We start from the raw sequence: 24,411 nt of genomic DNA on the forward strand, positions 1-24,411 counted from the left end.
TTTTTGTCCGAGCGCTGGCTTATGCCAGCGCCTTCAGTGCCGCCTTGCCGCCGTAGAGCGCCTGCTTGCCGAGCTGCTGCTCGATGCGCAGGAGCTGGTTGTATTTGGCGGTGCGATCGGAGCGCGCAAGGGAGCCGGTCTTGATCTGTCCGCAATTGGTGGCGACCGCGAGGTCGGCGATGGTGGAATCCTCGGTTTCGCCGGAGCGATGCGACATCACCGAGGTGTAGCCGGCCTTGTGCGCCATCTCGACGGCGGCGAGCGTCTCGGTCAGCGTGCCGATCTGGTTGACCTTGATCAGGATCGAATTGGCCCGTCCGGCCTTGATGCCTTCGGCGAGCCGCTTGACGTTGGTGACGAAGAGATCGTCGCCGACGAGCTGGCACTTCTTGCCGATGAGGTCGGTCAGCTCTTTCCAGCCGTCCATGTCGTCTTCCGACATGCCGTCCTCGATGGTCACGATCGGATAGCGCGAGACGAGGTCAGCAAGGTACTTGGCCTGTTCGGAGATCGAGCGGGTCTTGCCCTCGCCTTCGTAGACGTACTTGCCGTCCTTGAAGAACTCGGTCGAGGCGCAGTCGAGGCCGATGACGATGTCGGAGCCCGCCTTGTAGCCGGCCTTGCCGATCGCGTTCATGACGAATTCGAGCGCGGCGTCCGCCGATGGCAGGTTCGGGGCAAAGCCGCCCTCGTCGCCGACATTGGTGTTGTGGCCCGCCTTCTTCAATTCGGACTTCAGGGTGTGGAAGACCTCCGCGCCGTAGCGCAGGCCCTCGGCAAAGGAGGACGCGCCAACCGGCAGGATCATGAACTCCTGGAAATCGATCGGGTTGTCGGCGTGCATGCCGCCATTGATGATGTTCATCATCGGCACCGGCAAGAGACGCGCCGAGGTGCCGCCGACATAACGGTAGAGCGGCATGTCGAGCGAGTTCGCGGCCGCCTTGGCGCAGGCGAGCGACACGCCGAGGATGGCGTTGGCGCCCAGCCGGCTCTTGTTCGGCGTGCCGTCGAGGTCGATCATGATCTGGTCGAGCTGGGCCTGCTGCTCGACATCGAGGCCGCTCAGGGCCTCGAAGATCTCGCCGTTGACGGCGCCGACCGCCTTGGTGACGCCTTTGCCGAGATAACGGGCTTTGTCACCGTCGCGCAGTTCCACCGCCTCATGGGCGCCGGTGGAGGCGCCGGACGGCACGGCAGCACGGCCGAGCGCACCATCTTCCAGCACGACGTCGACCTCGACGGTGGGATTGCCCCGGCTATCCAGGATTTCGCGTCCGATGATGTCGATGATGGCGGTCATGAGGGCCTCTTTTCGGGGGACTAAGCGGTCAGTTGGGGTGCTTCTACCGCAATGCATCGAAGCGGAAAAGGCCGGGTGACGGCCGCACGATGATTGGCTAAGAGGGCGCCACGGAGGCGGACTGATGTCGAAAAAGCCCAGCAAATCGAAGAACTCAAGCTCGGATTCAGCTGCCCTGCAGCTTGGCCGCGCCGTGGAATGGCCGGATGCGCCCGAGAAGGCGAAACTCGATCGCGTGCCCAATCCGCAAGGAGGCACCGACTATCTGGTCCGTTTCACCGTGCCCGAGTTCACCTCGCTCTGTCCGGTCACGGGACAGCCGGATTTCGCGCATCTGATGATCGACTACGCGCCCGGCCAATGGCTGCTGGAGTCGAAGTCGCTCAAGCTCTACATCGCGAGCTTCCGCAATCACGGCGCCTTCCACGAGGACTGCACCGTGATGATCGGCAAGCGCATCGCGAGCGAGATCAAGCCGAAGTTCCTGCGCATCGGCGGCTACTGGTATCCGCGCGGCGGCATCCCGATCGACGTGTTCTGGCAGACCGGCCGCGCGCCGAAGGGATTGTGGGTGCCGGAGCAAGGCGTCGCGCCCTATCGCGGACGGGGCTGAACGTTTCCAGTGTCCAGGAAGCGGTGCGTTCTGGCTAATAAGCGCTGAGCAGGTCGACCTTGGCGTTGGCCGCCACCAGCCGCCGCGCCAGGATCGCGGCGAGGTTGCGCATGATCTTCAGTGCGGTCTCGGGATGCAGCCGGCGGTAGTCGGCAAAACTGTCGAGCGGCAGTTCGAGGCAGGTCACGAGCGTATCGGCGAAGACATCGGCGCTGCGGCTTCTCTCGAGGATTGCCATCTCGCCGAACTCCATGCCGGGGCCGAGCGAGGCCAGCCGCACGCCGCTTCGCAATTTGACGCTGACCATGCCGCTCTGGAGGAAGAACAGCGAATTGGCGAGCGTGCCGGCCGCGACGATGCGCTGGCCGGCATAGTAGTGGCGCGTGGTCGAGAGCTTGACGATGGCGGCGATCTCGTCGGCGTCGAGCTCGGCCAGCAGCGCTTGATCGCCGAGATGCACGCTCTCCTTCATGTCGGTAAAGCCGCCGAAGCGATAGATCACCTGGTCCTCGGCCCATTCGATCGCATCGTCGAGCAGCGCAAAGCGCCGCAGCCTTCGCGGATCCGCCGTGCGCGCGGAAATCGCGGCCCATACCGCGGACGTCTCCTCGATGCCTGATAGAACCGTGGTGATGCCTGCATTGTTGAGCGCCGTCAGCGTCTCACCCAGAAGCTCTGCGCCGGCTGCGGTGATGTCGGGGACGCGGCGGAAATCGATGATCAGGAGCGGCGCGTTCGGCGGCTCACTGGTGAGTCTTCGTGTGACGTAGTCAATGGTGCCGAAATTGAGCGCGCCGACGAGCTCGAGGGTGCGGATATCGCTGTGGCGATCGTCGAGAATCTGCTGCTCGTGCGGCTGGCGGCTGCGACGCGACGAGATGCCGTAGATATCATAGTCGGCCATGACGCTGCTGCGTACGTCGGCGTTGCGGTTGAGCATGTGCAGGTCGAACCGCGCCGACAGCGCCTCGCAGACCTTGAGGCCGCGCACGCTGTTGAAATGATTGTCCAACAGCGGCGAAAAGGTGCCGAGCCCAAGTTGCGAAGGCAGCGCCGCGACGATGCCACCGCCGACGCCGCTCTTGGCGGGGATGCCGACGCGATAAGTCCACTCGCCGGCATAGTCGTACATGCCCGAGCTCGTCATCACCGACAACGTGCGGGCGACGATGTGCGGCGTGATCACCTGCGCACCCGTCACCGGGTTGATGCCGCGATTGGCGAGCGTTGCCGCCATCACCGCCAGATCGCGCGCAGTCACCAGGATCGCGCATTGACGGAAATACACGTCAAGCACCGCATCGACGTCGTCAGGTAGCACCGCGTAATTGCGCAACAGCCACGCGATCGCACGATTGCGATTGCCGGTCGCGGTCTCCGAGGCGTGCACGGCCTCGTCGACGCCAAGCTCGCGGCCGGCGAACTGGCTAAGCTTTGAGCGGACGCGCTCGAAGGCGCCCTTCCCATCCACCTCGTAGATCAGGCCCGAGCAGGCGATCGCACCGGCGTTGACCATGGGATTGAAGGGGCGGTTGTCGTTGGTGAGCCGGATCGAATTGAAGGCCTCGCCGCTCGGCTCGACTCCGATGGTGGCCGCGACGCGCTCCTCGCCCACCGTCTCCAGCGCCAGGGCGAACACGAAGGCCTTCGAGACCGACTGGATCGTGAATGGCACCGCGCTGTCGCCGACCTCGTAGACGTGGCCATCGATCGTGACGAGCGCGATGCCGAAATGGTCGGGGTTGGCGCGCTTCAACTCGGGGATGTAGTCGGCAAGTTCGCCCGAATTGTCGGCCCGGAATTCTTCGTAACAAGCGGTCAGGAAGCGCCGGAGCGGGGGTTTGGTGGGATATCCCGTCGATCGGGGCACGCTGGCTGCGCTGGGCGAACGGCTGGTCTGGGCGTCCACGATCTCACACCTCGATTTGCCCAAAATCGAAGCAATTCGTGTGCCATGTATACGGGGCCGACGGTGTCTTGGTGGGGCCGATCCCCCTTAAGGGACCGAATAGCCTCAGCGCGCGTCGGACGGCGCGCGCTGTTTCAGCAGGCGCGCGCAGACAAGGCCCAATACCACCATGATCGCGGCGCTCGCGAACAGGGTCGGCATCTTGCCGCCATGCTGGAGGCCAAGACCATAGGCGAGCGGCCCGACCGTCTGCCCCATGAAGAAGAAGAACGAGTGCAGCGACAGTGCGGTCGCGCGTGCTTCGACCGAGAGCTCACTGGCAAACATCTGGAGGCAGCCATGGGCGATGTAGAAGCCCCATCCCATCACGATGAGATTGAGGGCCTGCACTTCCCAGCGCAGGCCGAAGGCGACGACAACGAGCTGCGAGGCCACCAGCGTCATGCCCGCGATCATCATTCGCTTCATGCCCAGCCATGGCAGCAGGCGCGACACTGTCAGCGTGTAGAACAGACCGCCGACCGCAAAACCCGCGATGACGATGCCCGCGATCGAGAGCGAGGTCTGGCCGAGCTCGAACAGGAACGAAGCGATGTAGGGAAACAGGCCGAGCACGCAGCAGCCTTCGATGAACACCGCCGAATAACAGACATAGGCGTTCGGGTTGGTGAAGATGGTGCGATAGCCGGCCTTCAGCGCCGACAGGCTCGTCTTCGGCGGATGCTTGACCTTGGCGCCACGAAAACCGGCGGCGACCGCGATCGACGCAACGATCACGAGCGCGCCGAGCACCGCCAGCACGCCACGCCAGCCGAGGAAATCGCCGATCAGGCCGGAGGCCGAGGCGCCGAGGAGATTGCCCGTCATCGCGCCGGCGAGCGTGCGGCTGATCGCGACCTGGCGCTTCTCCGGGCCGACGAGATCGCTGGTCAGGCTCAACGCCACCGGAAATACGCCGCCGGAGCCGATGCCGGCGAGGATACGGGTCGCGAACAGAACCGAGAACGAGCTCGAGAGCGCCCCCAGGATGTTGGCAAGGCCGAGCAGCGCGAGGCAGCCGATCATCAGCCGCGTCTTGCCGAACAGATCGGCGGCGGCGCCGACGATCGGCTGGATGATCGAGAAGGTGAAGGCAAACACCGCGGCGAAACCGGCCGCGGTCGCGATGCTGACGCCAAAGTCTTCCGCGACGTGCGGCAGCACCGGATCGAGCGCGCGCGCGGAGAGCGCCGCGGCAAAGCTTGCACCGGAGATGACGTAGAGCGCGGCCGGCAGGCCGTGATCGTGCGGCCGCGCTGCGCCTTGCTGCATCAGCGCGGGTCGGCTTTGGTCGAATCTTTGGCGAGCGCGTCGAACGCCATCAGCCTTCGGATCAGCGCCTCGAACTCGCGCAGCGGCACCATGTTCGGCCCGTCGGACGGCGCGCTGTCAGGGTCGGGATGGGTCTCGATGAAGACACCGGCAACACCGACGGCGACGGCTGCGCGTGCGAGCACCGGCACGAATTCGCGCTCGCCTCCGGAAGACGTCCCCTTCCCGCCCGGCTGCTGCACCGAATGAGTGGCGTCAAAGATAACGGGTGCGCCGGTGGTGCGCGCCAGGATCGGCAAGGCGCGCATGTCGGAGACCAGCGTGTTGTAGCCGAAGGACGCACCGCGCTCGGTGACGAGCACGTTGGGATTGTTCGCGCTCGTGATCTTGGACACGACGTTCGCCATGTCCCAGGGCGCGAGAAATTGCCCCTTCTTGACGTTGACGACCTTGCCGGTCGCGGCCGCCGCCAGCAGCAGATCGGTCTGCCGGCACAGGAACGCCGGGATCTGCAGGATGTCCACCGCCTGCGCCACTTCGGCGCACTGCGCGGCGTCGTGCACGTCGGTCAGGACCGGCAGGCCGAGCGACGATCGGATTTCGGCGAAGATCGGCAGCGACTGGGCAAGCCCGAGGCCACGCGCAGCCGACGCGCTGGTGCGATTGGCCTTATCGAACGAGGTCTTGTAGACGAGGCCGATCTGCAGCCGCGCGGCGATCTCCTTCAGCGCGGAGGCCACCTCCAGCGCATGCTGGCGGCTTTCGAGCTGACACGGCCCGGCAATGATCGAGATCGGCAGATCATTGCCGAATTTGACCTTGCCAATGGTAACGACCGGCGCCGCTGACGTCGAAGAGCTCAAGGCAAATCCCTCGTTTCGACGCGACCATAGCCGCGATGAAGGGCGGATCAACCCCATTCGGCCTGGGCTCCCAGAATATCAGGGTTGCGCCCAGGCTCCCCGCGACGCCCTCGCGCCGGCCGCCTCTACTTCACTGCCGAGAAGGCGGTCGGCGCCAGGATCTGGCTGACGATGTTGCCGACGATCTGGCCGTCCGCCTCGCTCTCGGCGCGCCCTTTCATCCAGTCCGGATCGGTCATGAAGGCGGCCCACTTCTTCTCGCGCTCGGCGAGCGACTCCCAGGCCAGGAAATAGGTCAGCTCTTGGTTGGATTCACCGATCAGCGTCGTGAAGAACCCGGCCTGCTTGATGCCGTGCTTTTCCCACACCTTCAGCGTGACGGTCTCGAACCGCTTGAGCAGTGCCGGCAGGCGGCCGGGCACGCAGCGATAGATGCGCATTTCGTAGATCATCGGAGTTCAATCCCTGCATTGTTGTTCTTGCGGCAGGGAGTTGTCGCAACAAATGACGCGATCGTAAAGGTGGGAAGTCAGACCAGCCGGCTCTGTGCGCCGGTGGACCACGGGTGATCCTCCGACGCGACGATCTCCGGCAGCACGACAACCACGAACTCAGCTTGCCGCAAATCCTGCCTTTGCTCACCCCCGGGTCACGTGGGCGGCAACACAAACCCAGACGCCCTCGCGACGGGCCCAACTGTCGGTATATCGTCCGAGTCCGGCCGAGCCATCGGCTTTGGTATAGGTGGTCCTCGCATGGATAATCGCCATATCACCCATGATCCGGATCCGCTCGTCCTCGTATCCCAAATTCGATATGGCTGCAGGCTTGGCAATTTGTTCAATGAACCCGGCACGATCAACCATCGATCCGTCAGGGTTGCTGTTGACGAAATCATCGCTCAGATGTTCGCGAAACCAATCGACATCCTTCAAGGCGACCGAGCGCATATAGCCGGCATTGAGATGCTTTAGTTGGTTCATGTCCCTTGCGGTCGCCGGCCGATCTTCCAGATCGGATTTGATCGCAACACAATCGACCTCAACATCAAACTCACCCGGCCAGGAAGGGACCGTTAAATAGATCCGCGCAGGAGGCGAAACCGGGAAATAGCGTTGGTAGACATCATTGAACGCATCGAAATTTGAACAGGCGTACAGTAGACATTACATTTCACGACATCCCGCAACGACGAGCCGGCAGCCTCCAGGCAAAGTTTCAGTTGGTCGAGCACGATCTCGCTCTGCCGCACGAACGGCAATCGCTTAACCTCACCGGTGACCGGATCAAATGGCGGAAGGCCTGACACATAAACCGTCTCACCGGCGACAATGATTGGGCAGATCGGCCCCTTCCGCCGTTGCTCCAAATAGGTGGAAATGGGTTCAACTCTGACTGGTTCGCGCTTCACGGCCGGCTCCTGCAGGTCACTATCGACGAAGTGGACTCAACACGGCCCGTGCTGTCGCATCCGAGGCGTTCATTGTCTCCATTTATGAGTTTGGTGCATACCGAACTCATGTCGCTTGTTGACCCGATGCCGACGATGGTAGAGGGGGCAATGGTCGCAGCGGCGAACATGGTCGAGGTTGCAGCGCTCGTTGGCGATACCGCGCGCGCGACCATGTTGGCAGCCCTCATGGGTGGACAATCCCTGACCGGAAGTGAGCTGGCGTTTCTCGCGCGAATTTCGCGACCGACGGCCAGCGAGCACTTGTCCAAGCTGGTCGACGCCCGGCTTATCTCAGTGACCAGGAAGCGCAGCTTTCGGTACTACCGAATTTCCTCACCGCTGGTTGCCAGCATGCTTGAGAGCATCAAGCTAGTGGCTGCTCTCGAGGTTCCTCAGCGATATCAACCTCGATCGGCGCGTGACTCGGCGTTGCGGTTCGGCCGGACTTGCTACGATCATTTGGCGGGTCGACTGGGCGTTGCGATTGCAGACTCTTTGGTCGCCGGCGGCTACATCATTCTGGGTGAGGATGGTGGGGACGTGACCGATGCCGGCGCAAAATTACTGACAGAATTTGGCGTCGACCTGAATCGAAAGCGCCAAAACAAACGCATCTTTTGCAAGCCGTGCCTCGACTGGAGCGAGCGCCGATATCACATCGCCGGCCATGTCGGAGCCGAGATCCAACGATGCTGCATGGAGCTGAATTGGCTGATTCGCGTGACTGATACACGGGCCGTGCAATTGACAACTGCTGGCCAGACCGGCCTTCGCGACATCTTTGGCTTGGACAAGCTAGATATTCAGATCGACCCACCAGACGTCAGGCGAGGTATGAGCGCCCTGCTCCGCTGAATCTGAGACTAGCCGCTGATTTTCCGGCGTGAACGTTCAATCGTTCCGCCTAAGTCTTAATTACACGAGCCGCGACTGCACCATCGCCGCCTGAATGAACGAGGCGAACAGCGGATGCGGCTCGAACGGCCGCGACTTCAGCTCGGGGTGGAACTGGACGCCGATGAACCAGGGGTGATCCTCGTACTCGACGATCTCCGGCAGCACGCCGTCGGGCGACAGGCCCGAGAATTTCAGCCCGTGCTGCTCGAGGCGATCCTTGTAGGCGGTGTTGACCTCGTAGCGATGGCGGTGGCGCTCGGAAATCTCGGTCGCGCCGCCGTACACCTCCGAGACGCGGCTGCCGCGATTGAGCGCCGCCGGATAGGCACCCAGGCGCATCGTGCCGCCGAGATCGCCGGCATTGGTGCGCTTCTCGAGCTCGTTGCCGCGCAGCCATTCCGTCATCAGGCCGACCAAGGGCTCCTTGGTCGGGCCGAACTCGGTGGAGTTGGCCTCCTCGATCCCGACAAGGTTTCGCGCGGCCTCGATCACCGCCATCTGCATGCCGAAACAGATGCCGAAATACGGCACGTTGCGCTCGCGCGCGAACTGCGCCGCGCGGATCTTGCCTTCGGCGCCGCGCTGGCCGAAGCCACCAGGCACCAGAATGCCGTTGACATGCTCGAGGAACGGCGCGGGATCTTCCTTCTCGAAGATCTCGCTTTCGATCCAGTCGAGATTGACCTTCACCTTGTTGGCGATGCCGCCATGCGAGAGCGCCTCGATCAGCGACTTATACGCATCCTTCATGCCGGTATACTTACCGACAATGGCGATGGTGACGTTGCCCTCGGGATTGCGGATGCGCTCGTTGATCTGCTGCCAGCTCCGCAGCTCCGGCGGAATCCGCGAGCCGATGCCGAAGGCCGCAAGCACTTCGTCGTCGAGGCCTGCGGCGTGGTAAGCCTGAGGGACCGCGTAGATGCTGTCGGCGTCGCGCGCCTCGATGACGGCGCTCTCGCGCACGTTACAGAACAGCCCGAGCTTGCGCCGTTCCTCCTTCGGGATCTCGCGATCGGTACGGCAGAGCAGGATGTCCGGCTGGATGCCGATCGAGCGCAGCTCCTTGACGGAGTGCTGCGTCGGCTTGGTCTTCAGCTCACCGGCGCTCGGGATGTAAGGCAGCAGCGTCAGATGAATGTAGATGGCGTGATCGCGCGGCAGCTCGTTCTTGAGCTGGCGGATCGCCTCGAAGAACGGCAGGCCCTCGATGTCGCCGACGGTGCCGCCGATCTCGACCAGCACGAAGTCGTAATCGTCGTTGCCGTCGAGGACGAAATCCTTGATGGCGTTGGTGACATGCGGAACCACCTGGATGGTGGCGCCGAGATAATCGCCGCGCCGCTCCTTGGAGATGATGTCCTGGTAGATGCGCCCGGTCGTGATGTTGTCGGCCTTGGTCGCCGGCCGCCCGGTGAAGCGCTCGTAGTGTCCGAGATCGAGGTCGGTCTCCGCGCCGTCATCGGTCACGAACACTTCGCCGTGCTGATAGGGCGACATCGTTCCGGGATCGAGATTGAGATAGGGATCGAGCTTGCGGAGGCGGACCTTGTAGCCCCGGGCTTGCAACAGGGCACCGAGTGCCGCTGAAGCCAGACCCTTGCCGAGCGAAGAAACCACGCCGCCGGTGATGAATATGTACCGCGCCATGGGGCTTAACCTCTAATCCCTCGAATTCGATTCGCCAAAGCGATTCGTATTCCGCCCCAAACATTTTGCGGGGCTGTGGGTGAGCCAGAACTGAGAGTGGTGACAGAGCCTTGATGGGGATTGTTGATGCAGGACGGTAGAAGCCGCCCTGCATGGCCCCCCTGCTTTATTGCGAACGCGGTACCTGCGGGCCGCTCGGTGCCGGAGCCTGCTGCTGCTCGTCGGCCTTCTTCAGCGAATCCAGGATGCCGCCGGAGGTCGGCGGCGCGATCGGTCCACCACCGGCCGGCTGGGTCTGCGACGCCGGTGCGCCGATTATCGACGATGGCTTGCGGTCGTAGCCGGCATACCAGGACAGGAACAGGCTGGTGAGGAAGAAGCCAACGGCCAGGATCGCGGTGGTCCGCGTCAGAAGGTTCGCGGTGCCGCGGCTCGACATGAAGCCTGCGCCACCTCCCATGCCCAGGCCCCCGCCTTCCGATTTCTGGAGCAGGACGGCGCCGATCATGACGGTGACGATCATGAGGTGAATGACGATGACAACAGTCTGCATAGTGTCCTTCCGTCACAAGCCGACAGCGCCGAGACGGCGGCCAATCGTGCTTCGCGGGGTTTTCCTGAAGTTGCGCGGTGTTACACGATCAGACGGGGCATTGCCACCCCCGATCAGCCGGGTCCTAAGGTTTGGAGTTAGCTAGGGACAGCCCTGCGCAATCGCAAGGAAATCGGCCGCCTTCAGGCTGGCCCCGCCGACCAGCGCGCCATTGACGTTCTTCACGGCCATCAGCTCGGCCGCGTTCGAGGGCTTGACCGAGCCGCCATAGAGGATGCGCATCCCGGCGCCGTCGGCCTTGAACCTGGAGGTCAGGAATTCACGTATAAAGCCATGAATCTGCTCGACATCCCCGGACGTCGGGGTCAGGCCGGTGCCGATTGCCCAGACCGGCTCATAGGCCACGACCAGATTGGCGGCCGTCGCGCCATCCGGCAGCGAACCGTTGAGCTGGCCGCGCAGGATATCCAGGGTCTGGCCGGCATCGCGCTGCGCTTGCGTCTCTCCGATGCAGACGATCGCCATCACCCCGGCGCGCCAGGCGGCCTCGGCCTTCTGCCGGATCAGGGCATCGCCCTCGCCATGGTCGGCGCGGCGCTCGGAATGGCCGACGATGATCGCGGTCGCACCCGAATCCGCCAGCATTTCGGCGGCGATATCGCCGGTATGGGCGCCGGAGGCCTTGGGGTGGCAATCCTGGGCCCCCACCGCGACCTTCCTGCCGCGGGCCTTCTCGGCGAAAGCTGCGATCAGGGTCGCCGGTGGGCAAACCAGCAGGTCGGCTTTGCCGGCCACCTCTGCCGCGCCATTGAGCATGGCGTCGAATTCGGCGGTCGAGGCCTTCAGGCCGTTCATTTTCCAGTTGCCGGCGATCAGGGGGCGGATGGCATCGGTCATGTCAAATTCCAGCAAAATTCGTTTGTTCATGCGCTAGCAGAGGTCCCGTGGCAGTTCCAGAGACCAGGGGCTTTTAACCGCAAGGATCGAAAGCCTGCCGCACCCGAGGTTGCGGGGGGAAAGCCACCACTTTATGATGATTGATCAATTTGGTGACGCGCTTTTGCGGAATCTGCATTAAGACGCGCTCCCGTTCCCCTCCTGCCAAACAAGTTGGACCAAATGCTTCGAGGAATGCGCAAGGCCTCATCAAACTGGCTCGGCAAGACCATTATGGCCGTTGTGATGGGCGTGCTGATCATCAGTTTCGGCGTTTGGGGCATTGCCGACATCTTCAAGGGCTTTGGGCAATCCACCGTGGCCAAGGTCGGCGGCACCGAGATTTCGTTGAACGAGTTCCGCCAGATTTACACCGATCGCCTCCAGCAGATCAGCCGCCAGTTCGGCCGCCCGCTGTCGCCTGAACAGGCGCGCGCCTTCGGCCTCGACCGTCAGGTGCTGCAGCAGACGATCGCGGAAGCCGCCCTCGACGAAGAGGCGCGCCGGCTCGGGCTCGGCCAGTCCGACGACCAGATCCGCCAGCTCATCATGAACGATCCGAACTTCAAGGGCGTCGGCGGCAACTTCGATCCGAACCGCTTCCAGTCCGTGATCCGCAATTTCGGCTATACCGAGCAGCGCTACGTCTCGGAGCAGCGCAAGGTCTCGCTGCGCCGGCAGATCACCGGCACGATCGGTGCCGGCCTCGAGCCGCCGAAGGCGATGCTCGACGTGCTGACGCGCTTCCAGAACGAGCAGCGCGCCATTGAATTCGTCAGGCTCGACGCAGCCCAGGCAGGCACCATCGACGCGCCGTCGCCCGAGGCGCTCGCCGCCTATTTCGAGGATCACAAGGTTCAGTTCCGCGCGCCCGAATATCGCAAGATCGCGTTCGTCGTGGTCTCGCCGGAGGAGATCGGCAAGTGGAGCGAGGTGTCGGACGAGGACGCCAAGAAGGTGTTCGACCAGCGCAAGGACCGGCTCGGCACGCCGGAGAAGCGCCAGATCCAGCAGATCGTATTTCCCAACGCCGCCGAGGCGCAGGCCGCACGCGAGCGGCTCACCAGCGGGACGTCGTTCGAGGACCTCGGCAAGGAGCGCGGACTGAGCGCGTCCGACGTCGATCTCGGGCTCGTGACCAAATCCTCGCTCGATCCCGCAGTTGGAGACGCCGTCTTCGCGCTTCCCGCCGGTGAAATCAGCCAGCCGATCCAGGGCCGGCTCGGCACGTCGATCGTCAAGGTCGAAAAGATCGAGCCGGGCGTTGAGGCGAACTACGCGAGCGTTGCCGCCGACATCAAGCGCGAGATCGCCACCGAGCGCGCGCGCGTCAAGGTCGCCGATCTCCGCGACAAGATGGAAGACGAGCGCGGCGGGGGTGCCAGCGTGATCGATGCGGCGCAGAAGCTCGGGCTCACCGCCGTGACCATCGACGCCGTCGACCGTTCCGGCCGCGCCCCGAGCGGCCAGCCGGTCTCCGGCATTCCGCAGGGCCTCGACGTGGTGTCGCAGGCCTTCAACACCGATGTCGGCGTCGACAATGACTCGATCTCGTTCAAGGGCGGCTATGTCTGGTACGACGTGCTTGCCATCACGCCGTCGCGCGACCGCAATCTCGACGAGGTCCGCGACCAGGTCGAGGCGCGCTGGCGCCAGGACCAGATCGCGACCAAGCTGAAGGCCAAGGCGACCGAGATGGTGCAGAAGCTCGAATCCGGCGGCAAGCTAGCCGACGAAGCAGCCGCGATCGGCGCCAAGGTCGAGACCGCCACTGGCTTCAAGCGCGACGACTCGCCCGCCAGCGTGCCCGCAACCGTCGTCTCGGCCGCCTTCCGCGTCGCCAAGGACGGCGTCGGGCAGTCGCCGGTGACCGGCGGCACCGAGGTGATCGTGTTCCGCGTCACCGAGATCGTCGATCCCACGGTCGATGCCGCTTCCGAGGCGGTCAAGAAGCTGAAGGACACTCTCGACCGCGCGCAGACCGAGGAGCAGGTCGCGTCCTACGTCAACAAGCTTGAAACAGACATCGGAACCAGCATCAATCAGGCCGCCTTCGCGCAGGTGACCGGCGCGAACCAGTGAGTTGAAAGCACGCGATGGACGACCTGAAATCGATCATTGGAAAAGTGGCGACCGGCGCCAGCCTGTCGCGTGACGAAGCGGCTTCCGCCTTCGACGCCATGATGTCCGGCGAGGCTACGCCCTCGCAAATGGGCGGCCTGCTGATGGCGTTGCGGGTGCGCGGCGAGACCGTGGACGAGATCACCGGCGCGGTCTCGGCCATGCGCTCCAAGATGCTCACGGTCGATGCGCCCGCGGACGCCGTCGACATCGTCGGCACCGGCGGCGACGGCTCCGGCTCGGTCAATGTCTCGACCTGTGCCTCCTTCATCGTTGCGGGCGCCGGTCTGCCGGTGGCCAAGCACGGCAACCGCGCGCTGTCGTCGCGCTCGGGCGCCGCCGACGTGCTGGCTTCGCTCGGGGTGAAGATCGATCTGAGGCCGGAGCAGGTCGGCCGCTGCATACGCGAATGCGGCATCGGCTTCATGTTCGCCCCCGCCCATCATCCCGCCATGAAGAACGTCGGCCCGACCCGGGTGGAGCTTGCGACACGCACGATCTTCAACCTGCTCGGCCCATTGTCCAATCCCGCCGGCGTGAAGCGGCAGATGGTCGGCGTGTTCTCCCGGCAATGGGTGCAGCCGCTGGCGCAAGTGCTCAAGAACCTCGGCTCCGAATCCGCCTGGGTCGTGCACGGTTCCGACGGCCTCGACGAGATCACCCTCACAGGCCCGACCTTCGTCTCCGCGCTCCACAATGGCGAGATCCGGAATTTCGAGGTGACGCCGGAGGACGCGGGCCTGCCGCGCTGCGAGGCCGGTGCACTCAAAGGCGGCGACGCCGACGCCAACGCGATCGCCTTGCAGGGCGTGCTCGACGGCAAGCCGAGCCCCTATCGTGACGTCGCGTTGATCAACGCCGCTGCCGCATTGGTCGTGGCGGGGCGTGCCAGGGATCTCAAGGAAGGAGTCGTGATCGGCGCAAAATCGCTCGACAGCGGCGCGGCGAGCGCGCGGCTGAAACATTTGATCGCGGTCTCGAACGGCTGAGCCTGACATGTCGGACATCTTGACCAAGATCGAAGCCTACAAGCGCGAGGAAATCGCGGCGGCCAAGCGCGCGCAGCCGCTATCGGCGGTGGAGGCGAAGGCCAAGGCGCAAGCGGCACCGCGCGGCTTCGTGCGTGCGATCAAGGCCAAGCACGCCAATGGCGACTTCGCGCTGATCGCGGAGGTCAAGAAGGCCTCGCCGTCAAAGGGCCTGATCCGCGCCGATTTCGATCCGCCGCTGCTGGCCAGGGCCTATGAGGCCGGCGGCGCTGCCTGCCTGTCGGTGCTGACGGACACGCCCTCGTTCCAGGGCCATCTCGACTTTATGGTGGCGGCCCGCGCGGCAACGTCACTGCCGGTGCTGCGCAAGGATTTCATGTTCGATACTTATCAGGTGGCGGAGGCCCGCGCGCACGGCGCCGACTGCATCCTGATCATCATGGCGGCGCTCGATGATGCCACGGCCAACGAGCTCGAGGACGCCGCCATCGCCCATGGCATGGACGTGCTGATCGAGATCCACGACCGCGCCGAGCTTGACCGCGCGCTGAAGCTGCGTTCGCCGATGATCGGCGTCAACAATCGCAATCTGCGCACCTTCGAAACCACGCTTGCGACCAGCGAAACGTTGGCGCCGCTGATCCCCCGGGATCGACTGATGGTCGGCGAGAGCGGCATCTTCACGCCCGCCGATCTCGCCCTCCTCGAGCGCGTCGGCATGTCGACCTTCCTGGTCGGCGAGAGCCTGATGCGGCAAGCCGACGTTACCGCTGCGACCCGCACGCTGCTGGCGCGCGAGACCGCGCGCGCCACAGGCACGAACTGATGGCGCGTAAGCCCGCAAAGGCCAAACCGACCAAGTCCGGCCCTGCCCTCACCCATATCGGCGCCTCCGGCGAGGCGCGGATGGTTGACGTGTCGGACAAGCCCGCGAGCGAGCGGCTCGCGGTCGCGGAAGGACGCGTCGTCATGACCAGGGCGACGCTTGACCTGATCGTGTCCGGCAACGCCAAAAAGGGCGACGTGCTCGGCACCGCCCGCATCGCCGGCATCATGGCCGCCAAGCGCACCGCGGAGCTGATCCCGCTCTGCCATCCGCTCGCGCTGTCGAAAGTGACGGTCGAGATCGAGCCCGACGCGACGCTGCCGGGCTGCCTCGTCCGCGCCAGCGTGAAGGTCACCGGCCCGACCGGCGTCGAGATGGAAGCGCTCACCGCCGTCTCGGTCGCCTGCCTCACCATCTACGACATGATCAAGGCGGTGGAACGCGGCGTGCGCATCGAAGGCATCCATCTGGTCGAGAAGCTCGGCGGCAAGTCGGGCCATTACCGCGTCTGATTGCCGCCGCTACTTCAGGGACGCGCTGAGCGAGCCGAATTTTTGCATTGAACTTGCCCAGGCGTTCACCACGGCAATGATCGCAAGCGCGATGCCGGCGGCGATCAGGCCATACTCGCTCGCATATTGATTGCTTTTGCGACCGTCCGTTCACGGCGCGTTAACCCAGCTTGCTAACTTCGCCTCCACTCCGTTCCCGTAAACCAACGGATGTTTACGGGGCCAGGAATTGACCCTGACGTGTGCACCACAACGATCGATCATGATGACGGGATTCGGCAGTCGCCTTTTTGACCAGGCCTTCGTGCGCAGCGGACCGATCCGCTGGCTGGTGGTGGGCGGCACGCTGCTGATCGCTGCGATCGCCGTCGGCGCGACGCTGATGGCGCAGAATTTCCGCGAACGCGCGCTGCGCAGTTCCGGCCGCGAGCTGGAAAACACCGTGCTGATGCTGGCCCATCATTTCGACCAGCAATTGCAGGATTTCGCGGTCATCCAGAAGGATTTCGTCGACTACGTCCGTGCGAGCGGCATCATCAGTGCGGCGGACTATCGCAAGCGCCTCGCCGGCCAGGACCTCCACCGGATGCTGCGCTCGAAGATCGAGGCACTGCCCTACATAGGCGGCGTCAATATCATCGATGCCGAAGGCAATTTGATCAATTCATCGACGGCATGGCCGGCCCCGAACGTGAACGTTGCCGATCGCGCCTATTTTCGGACGTTCCGGTACGATCCCGACGCTCCAGACGTCCTGATCGAGCCACTCTACAGCCGCATCTCCGGCGCATGGACCATCCTGATCGTGCGCAAGATCGTCGGACCGAACGGCGAATTCATGGGTGTGGTCGGACGCGGCATCGAGCCGGCAAACTTCGAAAAATTCTTCGAGTCCGCCGTGCTCGGCGAAGGCACCACGATCTCGATGCTGCACCGGGACGGCACGATGCTCGCCCGTTATCCCCATTCCAGCGAATTGATGGGACGGAATTTCAAGAACGGTCCGTTCGCGCATCAAAGGATTTTCGGGCTCGACCATTTTACTGGCCGCTTCATGAGCCCCGTCGACGGCGAGGACCGGCTGATTTCCTCGCACGCCCTGCCTCACTTCCCGATCCTGATGATGGCCACCACGACACGCGCGACGGCCCTGACGGACTGGCGCGAGCAGATCGGCATCCTGATCTCGGTCGCCGCCTCTTCCGCGCTCGCCATCGCGGGCGTGCTGATCGCGATCGTACGCAAGCTGCTGGAGCAGCATCGTCTTTCGCGGGAACGGCTGACGCTGGAAAAGCAGCGTCTCGACCGCGCCGTCAACAACATGACCCAGGGCCTGCTGCTGTTCGACGCCTCGCAGCAGCTCGTGATCTGCAACCAGCGCTACATCGAGATGTACGGGCTGTCGTCCGAAATCGTGAGGCCCGGCTGCAGCTTCCGCGACATCATTGCGCACCGCAGAGCCACCGGCTCGTTCACCGGCGATGCGGACCAATATGTCGCACGGGTCCTGCGCGACATCCATGTGCGCAATTCCATGGTGGTCGAGACCTCCGACGGTCGCTCGATCCAGATCGTCAACGAACCGCTCACGGACGGCGGCTGGGTGGCGACGCATGAGGACATCACGGAGCGCCGGCGTATCGAGGAGCGCATCACCCATCTTGCTCATTACGACGCGCTGACCGACCTGCCCAACCGCACCCTGTTCCATGAGCATCTGCGTCAGGAACTCGATCTGGTCGCCGGCGGCGAACAACTCGCGGTGCACTACATCGACATCGACGAGTTCAAGGGCGTCAACGACGCGCTCGGGCATCTCGTCGGCGACGAGCTCCTGAAGTCGGTCGCGCAGAGCCTCCACCGGTGTGCGGGTCCGACGGACTTCGTGGCGCGCCTCGGCGGCGACGAATTTGCCATCGTCCAGAGCGCGGTGACATCGCTGGATCAGGTCAACGAGCTCGTCGCGCGGGTGTTTGAGGCCATCCGGGCGCCGTTCGACTGCATGGGACATCATCTTGCCACCGACGCCAGTATCGGCATCGCGCTGGCGCCGCAACATGGAACGGCGCTGGACCAGATCCTGAAGAACGCGGATATGGCGATGTACGCCGCCAAAGCCGCAGGGCGCCGCACCTATCGCTTTTTCGAGCCGGAGATGGACGCCAAGATCCACGAGCGGCGGCAGCTCGAGATCGACCTGCGCCACGCCATCGCCCAAGGCGGGCTCGAAGGCGGCCTCGAGGTGTATTACCAGCCCTGCCTCAGCCTGAAGGACGACCGCATCACCGGCTGCGAGGCGCTGGTGCGCTGGCGCCATCCCGAGCGCGGCACGGTCTCGCCGGCCGAGTTCATCCCGATCGCCGAGGACACCGGCCTGATCAACGAGATCGGCGAATGGGTGCTGGCGACCGCCTGCCGGGATGCGGCGAAGTGGCCCGACGACATCCGACTCGCTGTCAACGTCTCGCCGGTGCAGTTCAAGAGCGGCACGCTGGCGCTGAAGATCATGGCGGCGCTTGCCGCCTCCAATTTGCCGGCGAGCCGGCTCGAACTCGAGATCACCGAGGCGGTACTGATCCGCGACGACGACACCGCGCTTGCAATCCTGCACCAACTCCGCGCCATCGGCGTTCGCATCGCGCTCGACGATTTCGGTACCGGCTACTCCTCGCTGAGTTATCTGCACCGCTTCCCGTTCGACAAGATCAAGATTGACCGCTGCTTCGTCAACGACATCGCCGGCCCCGACGGCTCCGCCAGCATCGTGCAGGCCGTCGTCAATCTCGCGGCCGCCCGCCGCATGACCACCACGGCCGAGGGTGTCGAGACCGAGGAGCAGCAGCGTCTGCTGCGCGCACTCGGCTGCTCCGAGATGCAGGGCTATCTGTTCAGCGCCGCAAAACCCGCCGACAAGGTGCTGGAGCTGTTCGCGCTCCATCGCAGCCGTCTCGCCCAGCGCGGCGGCAACGAAAGCCGCCGCCGCGAGGCAAGCTAGGGCCAGGATCCGCCCGTCCAGCTTGACGGCGAGATCAGGCCAAAGTGTCCATCCCGGCGGCGAGGTGCTGGTCGAGCGCGACCGCGCCCGCCGCTGGGCCGAGCGCGACGGCTGCTATGAGGCCACCTTCGCGGCCATGAACCCGAGTTGACACAGCGCCCCGAAACAAGTTCGCCCGGGAACGGCTATCCGCTCCCGGGCGATCAACACCTTACCGTCGCGAGCGCCTAGTTCGGCACCGCAGCCTTCGGCGCCGGCTTGGCGGCGACCGCATTCGCGGTTTGGCCGTGCAGGAAGTCGTAGGCCGTATGCAGGGCCTTGTCGTCTTTCGCTTCCGGCGGGACATAGGATTGCGATCCGGTCTGCTCGGTGCCATCGGCTGCCTGGAGATGACCGCGCATCTGGGACTCCGCCATGGTGTCCATCCGGCCCTTCAGCTCGCTCGGCACGTCCTGGAGGATCTCGATGTCGGGCGCGATGCCCTGGGCCTGGATCGAGCGGCCCGAGGGCGTGTAGTAGCGCGCCGTGGTCAGCGCGAGCGCGCCGTTGCCGGTGCCGAGCGGAATGATGGTCTGCACCGAGCCCTTGCCGAACGAGCGCGTGCCGATCAGCGTGGCGCGCTTGTGGTCATGCAGCGCGCCGGCCACGATCTCCGAGGCTGAGGCGGAGCCGCCGTTGACGAGAACCACCAGCGGCTTGCCCTTGGTGAGGTCGCCACCATGCGCGGTGAAGCGCTGGGTCTCTTCCGGATTGCGGCCGCGGGTCGAGACGACCTCGCCACGCTGCAGGAACGCGCTCGACACCGACACGGCCTGGTCGAGCAATCCGCCCGGATTGTTGCGCAGGTCCATCACGTAGCCCACCAGCTTCTCCGGCGGAACGTCCTTGGAGATCGATGCGATCGCCTTCTTCAGGCCATCGGTGGTCTGCTCGTTGAACGAGGTGACGCGGATATAGCCGATATCCCCGTTCTCGACATGGAAACGCACGGGGCGCACATGGATGATCTCGCGCTTGATCGCGACGTCGAGCGGGGCGTCGGCGCCCTTGCGCATGATCGTGAGCTTGGTCTGGGTGTCGACCGGCCCCTTCATCTTGTTGACGGCCTGCTCGAGCGTCATGCCCTGCACGGCATCGCCGTCGATCTTGCTGATAAGGTCGCCCGACATGATGCCGGCCTTGGACGCCGGCGTGTCGTCGATCGGCGAGACGACCTTGACCAGCCCCTCCTCCATCGTGACCTCGATGCCGAGCCCGCCGAACTCGCCGGAGGTGGTCTCCTGCATCTCGGTCCAGGCCTTGTCGTTCATGTAGCGCGAGTGCGGATCGAGCGAGGTCACCATGCCGGTGATCGCGCCTTCGATCAGCTTGGCATTGTCGGGCTTCTCGACATAGCTCGCCTTCACCCGCTCGAACACTTCGCCGAACAAATTGAGCTTGGAATAGGCGTCATCCGCGCTCGCTGCCGCCCGTGCCGCCCATACGCCGCCGTGCGGACTGGCTGCCAAAAGGGTCAGACACGCTCCGGTGAGCGCGCCCAGTGGAAACAGCAGGGTTTTCCGCATGGATAGGCTGGCCTTCTTGCTTCGCGGTTCGGTGGGGCTGGGAGCCGCCATGCAAATGGCGATCCAGCCTGCTTCTCACAATACCATTCTGGTTTCTTCAAGGCCGGGATGCCACGCCGGCGGGTACACCGTAAAAATCGCTTCGTCCGGACCTAAACTTTCGGCAACGTTGCAGGACCCGGTTCGTGCACAGCGGGGGTCGGCCGGCCGGCCCACGCCTCGCAGCCATGCCATTTTAGGATGGTTTTGGCGCCCCGGACGGGTTAGGCGATGAGGGAAGGCTTCAAATTCTCGGGAGGATAAAAATGAACGAAGCACCCCGCATCCAACCGGACAGGAACGTCGAGCTCGGCGCAAGCACCGAGCCGTTCCAGAATCTGCATGAATTCATCCGGAAAGCCCGCGCCAACCTCAACCAGAATGCCTGGGATTATATCGTCGGCGCGGCCGAGACCGAGACCACGATGCGTCGCAACCGCATGGCGCTGGACGAGATCGCCTTCCGCCCGCGCGTGCTGCGCGATGTCCGCAAGGTCACCGGCTCGGTCGAGCAGTTCGGCCGCAAGATGCGGCTGCCGGTGGTGCTCGCCCCCGTCGGCGCGCTCGAGATCTTCGATCCGGATGGTGCAGCGAGCGTGGCACGCGCCTGCGGCACTTTCGGTGCGGCGCACATGCTCAGTTCCGTGTCCGAGCCCGGCCTCGAGAAGACCGCCGAAGCTGCGCCCGACGCGCTGCGCCTCTACCAGCTCTATGTGCGGGGCGACGACGCCTTCGTCGCCGACGTCGTCAGCCGGGCCGAGAAGAACGCCTACGCCGCCTTCTGCCTGACCGTCGACACCGCCCATTACAGCCGTCGTGAACGTGACATCGCCAAGCGCTACGTTCGCGAGAGCCGGCTGCGCGCCACCGGCGGCGATTACCAGAAGGGTCTGGAGTGGCGGACGGTGAAGATGATCAAGGACAAGTTCAAGATCCCGCTGATCCTCAAGGGCATCGCGACGCCAGAGGACGCGCTGATCGCGATCGATCACGGCGTCGAATGGATCTACGTCTCCAACCATGGCGGCCGTCAACTCGATCACGGTCGCGGCGCCATGCACGTACTGCCGGAGATCGTTGACGCCGTGAACGGCCGCGCCAAGATCATGGTCGATGGCGGCATCTGTCGCGGCACCGACATCGTCAAGGCGATCGCGGCGGGCGCCGACGTCGTCGGCATCGGCCGGCTGCAATGCTGGGCGCTGGCGGCGGCCGGCGAAGCCGGCGTGGCGCGCATGCTGGAGCTGCTCGAAGATGAAGTGCTGCGCTGCCTCGGCCTCCTGGGTGCGACCTCGTTCGCCGAGGTCAACAAATCCTGCCTGCACCAGGCGACCGCAACCAATGCGCCGAGTGTGTTCAGCGCGTTTCCGCTGTTCGACCACGAGCCGTATCGATACTGAGTGAAAGGATGCAGGTGAAATCGCTCTCTCCCGGAGCTGCGGATGCGCTCCTGTTCGATCTCGGCCGCGTGGTGCTCGATATCGATTTTTCCAAGGCGATCGCCTGCTGGGCGGGACATGCCGGCTGCAAGCCCGACGCCATCGTCGCGCGTTATGTGCGGGACAGCGAAGCCTATCGGTTGCACGAGATGGGGAAAATCAGCGATGAGGATTATTTCGCCTCATTGCGAGCCTCGCTCGGAATCGGCATTTCGGACGCGCAGTTCCTGGAAGGCTGGAACGCGATCTTCGCCGGCGAAATGCCTGAGATCTCCGAGCTGCTGCCGCGGGCAGCGAAGCAGATGCCGCTTTACGCTTTCTCCAACACCAACCGGCCGCACGTGGACCATTTCTCGAGGGAGTATGCCGACCTCCTCGGCCATTTCCGAGAGCTTTATTTGTCGTCCAGCATCGGCCTGCGCAAACCGGATGCGGAAGCCTTCGACCACGTCGTTGCGGCGATCGGCGTGCCCGCCGGGCGCATCGTGTTCTTCGACGATCTTGCTGAAAACATCGAGGGAGCGCGGGCGCGCGGCTTGACGGCGGTGCATGTGACCTCGCCGCGTGACGTCGGGAACGCGTTGAAGGCATTGGGCATCTGACGACGATCCGTCGGCGCGAAGCCCATGGAAGGTGCGCCCGACGGAACTAATTCGAAAGATTTTGGAACCAATCACTTTGTGCATTTTTATACAGAGTTCCCGGAACAGAATACCGTCTTCAGGAGTCTACAGCCCGTTGGGACTTCTACGAACGGGTGCATCACCGTGTTGGGCAAAAACTACCTCACTAGGCAGGCCTCTCTTCTCCTTGAATTCGCCAGGACAACTTCAGACTCGGACCTTTCCGCCAAGCTCGTGAGCAAGGCCGCCGACCTGAAATCCCAGGCCGATCCGCTGCCAGACAAAGACCAGGGGCCGAAGGCGCCCGACGTAACTCCCGGGCAGGCAGGGAGCTGATCGATGCAGGCCGGGGCGCTCGTCGCTCTCGTCTTGTCATGATTTTCGTCGCTTCCATGACCACTCTCCTGCCGATCTCTCACTTCCCTCGGATCATGCCGCGACACGTTTGATCCGCCTTCCGGAACAATGCGAAGCGGCGGGATGACTGCCCCGTTTTTGCCTCCGCGCCCGCGCTCGGCTAGAAGACTTGCGGAACATTCGCCCGAACGTGCCGAGCAGGAGTTTTCGCCGTGGCCTTGATGCCGGTTTCCGACGCGCTTGCCGCGGTGCTGGCGGGTGCAGAGCCGCTGCCGGAAGACATGATTTCCCTCGACGAGGCCTACCATCGCGTGCTCGCGCGTGACGTCGCCGCGCGACGCACGCAGCCGCCGCAGGCGATGTCCGCGATGGACGGCTACGCGGTGCGCGCGGCCGATGCCGCGACGATCGATTCGGAGCTCACCGTCATCGGCGAAGTCGCGGCGGGCCGGCCGTTCGCGGGGACGGTCGGCGCCGGCGAGGCCGTGCGGATCTTCACCGGCGGCGTCGTTCCCGCTGGCGCGGACGCCGTCGTGATCCAGGAGGACACGGTCGCCGCCAGCGAGCGTATCACGATCAAGGAAGCCGCGGTCGCCGGACGGCACATCCGCCGCGCCGGCGTCGATTTCCGCGAAGGCGACGTGCTCCTGCGCAAGGGAAGCCGTCTCACCGAGCGCGACCTCGCGCTCGCCGCCGGGATGAACCATCCGCACCTTGCCGTTTTCAGGCGACCGAAGGTCGCGATTCTCGCCACTGGCGACGAGCTGGTGATGCCGGGCACCACGCCCGGCCACGGCCAGATCGTCTATTCCAACGGCTACGCCCTGCACGCGCTCGCCCGCAGCGAGGGCGCCGAGACCATCGACCTCGGGATTGCCGCCGACACGCTGGAGGCGACCACCGCCGGCATCCGCCGCGCCCGCGAGAGCGGCGCCGACATCCTGATCACGACCGGCGGCGCATCGGTCGGCGACCACGATCTGGTCCAGCAGGCGCTGCGGGACGAAGGCATCGCGATGGCGTTCTGGAAGATCGCGATGCGGCCAGGCAAGCCGATGATGCACGGACGACTCGGCGCAATGGGTGTGATCGGCCTGCCGGGCAATCCCGTGTCGTCCTACGTGTGCGCTTTCCTGTTCATGGTGCCGCTGATTCGCGCCCTGTCGGGCCGTTCGGTGATTCACCATCGCCGTGAACGCGCCGTGCTCGGCCGCGACGTCGGCGCCAACGACCAGCGCGAGGACTATCTGCGGGCGCATCTGGAGGAGCGTGACGATGGCACACGCGTCGTTCTTCCCGTCAATCATCAGGACTCTTCGCTGCTTGCGAATCTCGCTGCAGCGCAGGTACTTCTCGTGCGCGCACCATTCGCGCCGAAGGCCGAAGCCGGCACGGCTTGCGAAGTGTTGCGGCTCCCCGTCTGAGCGCCCCCGCAACGCGCGTTCCGCGAAGTTCGC

Annotated in this window: 22 protein-coding genes; 11 read left to right on the forward strand and 11 right to left on the reverse strand. The window is 64.4% G+C overall.

What is annotated here, in order from left to right:
• Positions 1-19: 19 nt before the first annotated feature.
• Positions 20-1,303, reverse strand: a complete 1,284-nt coding sequence (eno, locus tag BRA471DRAFT_RS20690) for a phosphopyruvate hydratase (protein ID WP_007610783.1) — start codon at positions 1,301-1,303, stop codon at positions 20-22.
• Between the two features lie 124 nt (positions 1,304-1,427).
• Here eno and queF point away from each other — a divergent pair, with 124 nt between their 5' ends.
• Positions 1,428-1,916, forward strand: a complete 489-nt coding sequence (queF, locus tag BRA471DRAFT_RS20695; RefSeq protein ID WP_007610784.1) for a preQ(1) synthase — start codon at positions 1,428-1,430, stop codon at positions 1,914-1,916.
• Positions 1,917-1,950: 34 nt separating this feature from the next.
• On the opposite strand, the gene glsA is transcribed toward queF, so the two are convergent.
• The 6 genes from glsA to BRA471DRAFT_RS37020 all read right to left on the reverse strand — a co-directional run bounded on the left by glsA (position 1,951) and on the right by BRA471DRAFT_RS37020 (position 7,410).
• Positions 1,951-3,825 carry a glutaminase A gene (gene glsA, locus BRA471DRAFT_RS20700; RefSeq protein ID WP_007610785.1) on the reverse strand — a complete coding sequence of 625 codons (1,875 nt, stop codon included), beginning with the start codon at positions 3,823-3,825 and terminating at the stop codon, positions 1,951-1,953.
• A 105-nt stretch (positions 3,826-3,930) separates the two neighbouring features.
• A complete protein-coding gene (locus tag BRA471DRAFT_RS20705) occupies positions 3,931-5,136 on the reverse strand; it encodes an MFS transporter (protein ID WP_007610786.1) in 1,206 nt (401 codons plus the stop codon).
• Positions 5,136-5,999: a 3-deoxy-8-phosphooctulonate synthase gene (gene kdsA, locus BRA471DRAFT_RS20710; RefSeq protein WP_035974152.1), complete on the reverse strand. Its 864-nt coding sequence runs from the start codon at positions 5,997-5,999 to the stop codon at positions 5,136-5,138. The genes BRA471DRAFT_RS20705 and kdsA overlap by 1 nt, the downstream gene beginning before the upstream one ends.
• A 125-nt stretch (positions 6,000-6,124) precedes the next feature.
• Positions 6,125-6,451 (reverse strand): NIPSNAP family protein, encoded by a 327-nt coding sequence (locus tag BRA471DRAFT_RS20715; protein WP_007610789.1) that lies wholly within the window; start codon positions 6,449-6,451, stop codon positions 6,125-6,127.
• Positions 6,452-6,637: 186 nt separating this feature from the next.
• Positions 6,638-6,982, reverse strand: coding sequence for a nuclear transport factor 2 family protein (locus tag BRA471DRAFT_RS20720; protein ID WP_007610790.1), 345 nt, complete (start codon positions 6,980-6,982; stop codon positions 6,638-6,640).
• Positions 6,983-7,074: 92 nt separating this feature from the next.
• The gene (locus tag BRA471DRAFT_RS37020; RefSeq protein ID WP_007610791.1) at positions 7,075-7,410 is read right to left on the reverse strand and encodes a RidA family protein; all 336 of its coding nucleotides are present in this window, start codon (positions 7,408-7,410) and stop codon (positions 7,075-7,077) included.
• A 108-nt stretch (positions 7,411-7,518) separates the two neighbouring features.
• On the opposite strand from BRA471DRAFT_RS37020, the gene BRA471DRAFT_RS20725 reads away from it, so the two are divergent.
• Entirely contained in the window at positions 7,519-8,307 is a 789-nt protein-coding gene (locus tag BRA471DRAFT_RS20725; protein ID WP_231170946.1) for a helix-turn-helix transcriptional regulator, read from the forward strand.
• 60 nt (positions 8,308-8,367) lie between these two features.
• Here the strand turns inward: BRA471DRAFT_RS20725 and BRA471DRAFT_RS20730 are convergent, their stop codons facing one another.
• The 3 genes from BRA471DRAFT_RS20730 to tpiA all read right to left on the reverse strand — a co-directional run bounded on the left by BRA471DRAFT_RS20730 (position 8,368) and on the right by tpiA (position 11,449).
• The gene (locus BRA471DRAFT_RS20730) at positions 8,368-9,999 is read right to left on the reverse strand and encodes a CTP synthase (protein WP_007610793.1); all 1,632 of its coding nucleotides are present in this window, start codon (positions 9,997-9,999) and stop codon (positions 8,368-8,370) included.
• 166 nt (positions 10,000-10,165) lie between these two features.
• Positions 10,166-10,552 (reverse strand): preprotein translocase subunit SecG, encoded by a 387-nt coding sequence (secG, locus tag BRA471DRAFT_RS20735; RefSeq protein WP_007590603.1) that lies wholly within the window; start codon positions 10,550-10,552, stop codon positions 10,166-10,168.
• Positions 10,553-10,693: 141 nt separating this feature from the next.
• Complete coding sequence (gene tpiA, locus BRA471DRAFT_RS20740; RefSeq protein WP_007610794.1) at positions 10,694-11,449, reverse strand: triose-phosphate isomerase; 756 nt, start codon at positions 11,447-11,449, stop codon at positions 10,694-10,696.
• A gap of 222 nt (positions 11,450-11,671) precedes the next feature.
• On the opposite strand from tpiA, the gene BRA471DRAFT_RS20745 reads away from it, so the two are divergent.
• From BRA471DRAFT_RS20745 to BRA471DRAFT_RS40025, 6 genes are all read left to right on the forward strand, one after another.
• Positions 11,672-13,570 (forward strand): peptidylprolyl isomerase, encoded by a 1,899-nt coding sequence (locus BRA471DRAFT_RS20745; RefSeq protein WP_007610796.1) that lies wholly within the window; start codon positions 11,672-11,674, stop codon positions 13,568-13,570.
• 14 nt (positions 13,571-13,584) lie between these two features.
• Complete coding sequence (gene trpD / locus BRA471DRAFT_RS20750; RefSeq protein WP_007610798.1) at positions 13,585-14,598, forward strand: anthranilate phosphoribosyltransferase; 1,014 nt, start codon at positions 13,585-13,587, stop codon at positions 14,596-14,598.
• A gap of 7 nt (positions 14,599-14,605) precedes the next feature.
• The gene (trpC, locus tag BRA471DRAFT_RS20755; protein ID WP_007610799.1) at positions 14,606-15,424 is read left to right on the forward strand and encodes an indole-3-glycerol phosphate synthase TrpC; all 819 of its coding nucleotides are present in this window, start codon (positions 14,606-14,608) and stop codon (positions 15,422-15,424) included.
• Complete coding sequence (gene moaC / locus BRA471DRAFT_RS20760; protein ID WP_007610802.1) at positions 15,424-15,936, forward strand: cyclic pyranopterin monophosphate synthase MoaC; 513 nt, start codon at positions 15,424-15,426, stop codon at positions 15,934-15,936. The genes trpC and moaC overlap by 1 nt, the downstream gene beginning before the upstream one ends.
• 262 nt (positions 15,937-16,198) lie before the next feature.
• Complete coding sequence (locus BRA471DRAFT_RS20765) at positions 16,199-18,931, forward strand: EAL domain-containing protein (protein ID WP_007610803.1); 2,733 nt, start codon at positions 16,199-16,201, stop codon at positions 18,929-18,931.
• A 22-nt stretch (positions 18,932-18,953) separates the two neighbouring features.
• Positions 18,954-19,082 (forward strand): hypothetical protein, encoded by a 129-nt coding sequence (locus BRA471DRAFT_RS40025; RefSeq protein WP_256379917.1) that lies wholly within the window; start codon positions 18,954-18,956, stop codon positions 19,080-19,082.
• 76 nt (positions 19,083-19,158) lie between these two features.
• On the opposite strand, the gene BRA471DRAFT_RS20770 is transcribed toward BRA471DRAFT_RS40025, so the two are convergent.
• Positions 19,159-20,496 (reverse strand): S41 family peptidase, encoded by a 1,338-nt coding sequence (locus BRA471DRAFT_RS20770; RefSeq protein WP_007610811.1) that lies wholly within the window; start codon positions 20,494-20,496, stop codon positions 19,159-19,161.
• A gap of 305 nt (positions 20,497-20,801) precedes the next feature.
• Between BRA471DRAFT_RS20770 and BRA471DRAFT_RS20775 the strand changes: the two genes are divergently transcribed.
• The 3 genes from BRA471DRAFT_RS20775 to glp all read left to right on the forward strand — a co-directional run bounded on the left by BRA471DRAFT_RS20775 (position 20,802) and on the right by glp (position 24,378).
• The gene (locus BRA471DRAFT_RS20775; protein WP_007610813.1) at positions 20,802-21,935 is read left to right on the forward strand and encodes an alpha-hydroxy acid oxidase; all 1,134 of its coding nucleotides are present in this window, start codon (positions 20,802-20,804) and stop codon (positions 21,933-21,935) included.
• A gap of 8 nt (positions 21,936-21,943) precedes the next feature.
• Positions 21,944-22,576 carry an HAD family phosphatase gene (locus BRA471DRAFT_RS20780; RefSeq protein ID WP_007610815.1) on the forward strand — a complete coding sequence of 211 codons (633 nt, stop codon included), beginning with the start codon at positions 21,944-21,946 and terminating at the stop codon, positions 22,574-22,576.
• A 590-nt stretch (positions 22,577-23,166) separates the two neighbouring features.
• Positions 23,167-24,378 carry a gephyrin-like molybdotransferase Glp gene (gene glp / locus BRA471DRAFT_RS20790; protein WP_007610821.1) on the forward strand — a complete coding sequence of 404 codons (1,212 nt, stop codon included), beginning with the start codon at positions 23,167-23,169 and terminating at the stop codon, positions 24,376-24,378.
• The last annotated feature ends 33 nt before the right edge of the window (positions 24,379-24,411 follow it).

Source organism: Bradyrhizobium sp. WSM471 (assembly GCF_000244915.1).
GTDB lineage: Bacteria > Pseudomonadota > Alphaproteobacteria > Rhizobiales > Xanthobacteraceae > Bradyrhizobium.

Excerpts from the sequence above, each read along its gene's own strand:
- eno (WP_007610783.1), bottom strand. The coding sequence starts at position 1,303 with ATGACCGCCATCATCGACATCATCGGACGCGAAATCCTGGATAGCCGG.
- queF (WP_007610784.1), top strand. The coding sequence starts at position 1,428 with ATGTCGAAAAAGCCCAGCAAATCGAAGAACTCAAGCTCGGATTCAGCT.
- BRA471DRAFT_RS20705 (WP_007610786.1), bottom strand. The coding sequence starts at position 5,136 with ATGCAGCAAGGCGCAGCGCGGCCGCACGATCACGGCCTGCCGGCCGCG.
- BRA471DRAFT_RS20715 (WP_007610789.1), bottom strand. The coding sequence starts at position 6,451 with ATGATCTACGAAATGCGCATCTATCGCTGCGTGCCCGGCCGCCTGCCG.
- BRA471DRAFT_RS20720 (WP_007610790.1), bottom strand. The coding sequence starts at position 6,982 with ATGAACCAACTAAAGCATCTCAATGCCGGCTATATGCGCTCGGTCGCC.
- BRA471DRAFT_RS20725 (WP_231170946.1), top strand. The coding sequence starts at position 7,519 with ATGTCGCTTGTTGACCCGATGCCGACGATGGTAGAGGGGGCAATGGTC.
- BRA471DRAFT_RS20730 (WP_007610793.1), bottom strand. The coding sequence starts at position 9,999 with ATGGCGCGGTACATATTCATCACCGGCGGCGTGGTTTCTTCGCTCGGC.
- secG (WP_007590603.1), bottom strand. The coding sequence starts at position 10,552 with ATGCAGACTGTTGTCATCGTCATTCACCTCATGATCGTCACCGTCATG.
- tpiA (WP_007610794.1), bottom strand. The coding sequence starts at position 11,449 with ATGACCGATGCCATCCGCCCCCTGATCGCCGGCAACTGGAAAATGAAC.
- BRA471DRAFT_RS20745 (WP_007610796.1), top strand. The coding sequence starts at position 11,672 with ATGCTTCGAGGAATGCGCAAGGCCTCATCAAACTGGCTCGGCAAGACC.
- trpD (WP_007610798.1), top strand. The coding sequence starts at position 13,585 with ATGGACGACCTGAAATCGATCATTGGAAAAGTGGCGACCGGCGCCAGC.
- trpC (WP_007610799.1), top strand. The coding sequence starts at position 14,606 with ATGTCGGACATCTTGACCAAGATCGAAGCCTACAAGCGCGAGGAAATC.
- moaC (WP_007610802.1), top strand. The coding sequence starts at position 15,424 with ATGGCGCGTAAGCCCGCAAAGGCCAAACCGACCAAGTCCGGCCCTGCC.
- BRA471DRAFT_RS20765 (WP_007610803.1), top strand. The coding sequence starts at position 16,199 with ATGATGACGGGATTCGGCAGTCGCCTTTTTGACCAGGCCTTCGTGCGC.
- BRA471DRAFT_RS20770 (WP_007610811.1), bottom strand. The coding sequence starts at position 20,496 with ATGCGGAAAACCCTGCTGTTTCCACTGGGCGCGCTCACCGGAGCGTGT.
- BRA471DRAFT_RS20775 (WP_007610813.1), top strand. The coding sequence starts at position 20,802 with ATGAACGAAGCACCCCGCATCCAACCGGACAGGAACGTCGAGCTCGGC.
- BRA471DRAFT_RS20780 (WP_007610815.1), top strand. The coding sequence starts at position 21,944 with ATGCAGGTGAAATCGCTCTCTCCCGGAGCTGCGGATGCGCTCCTGTTC.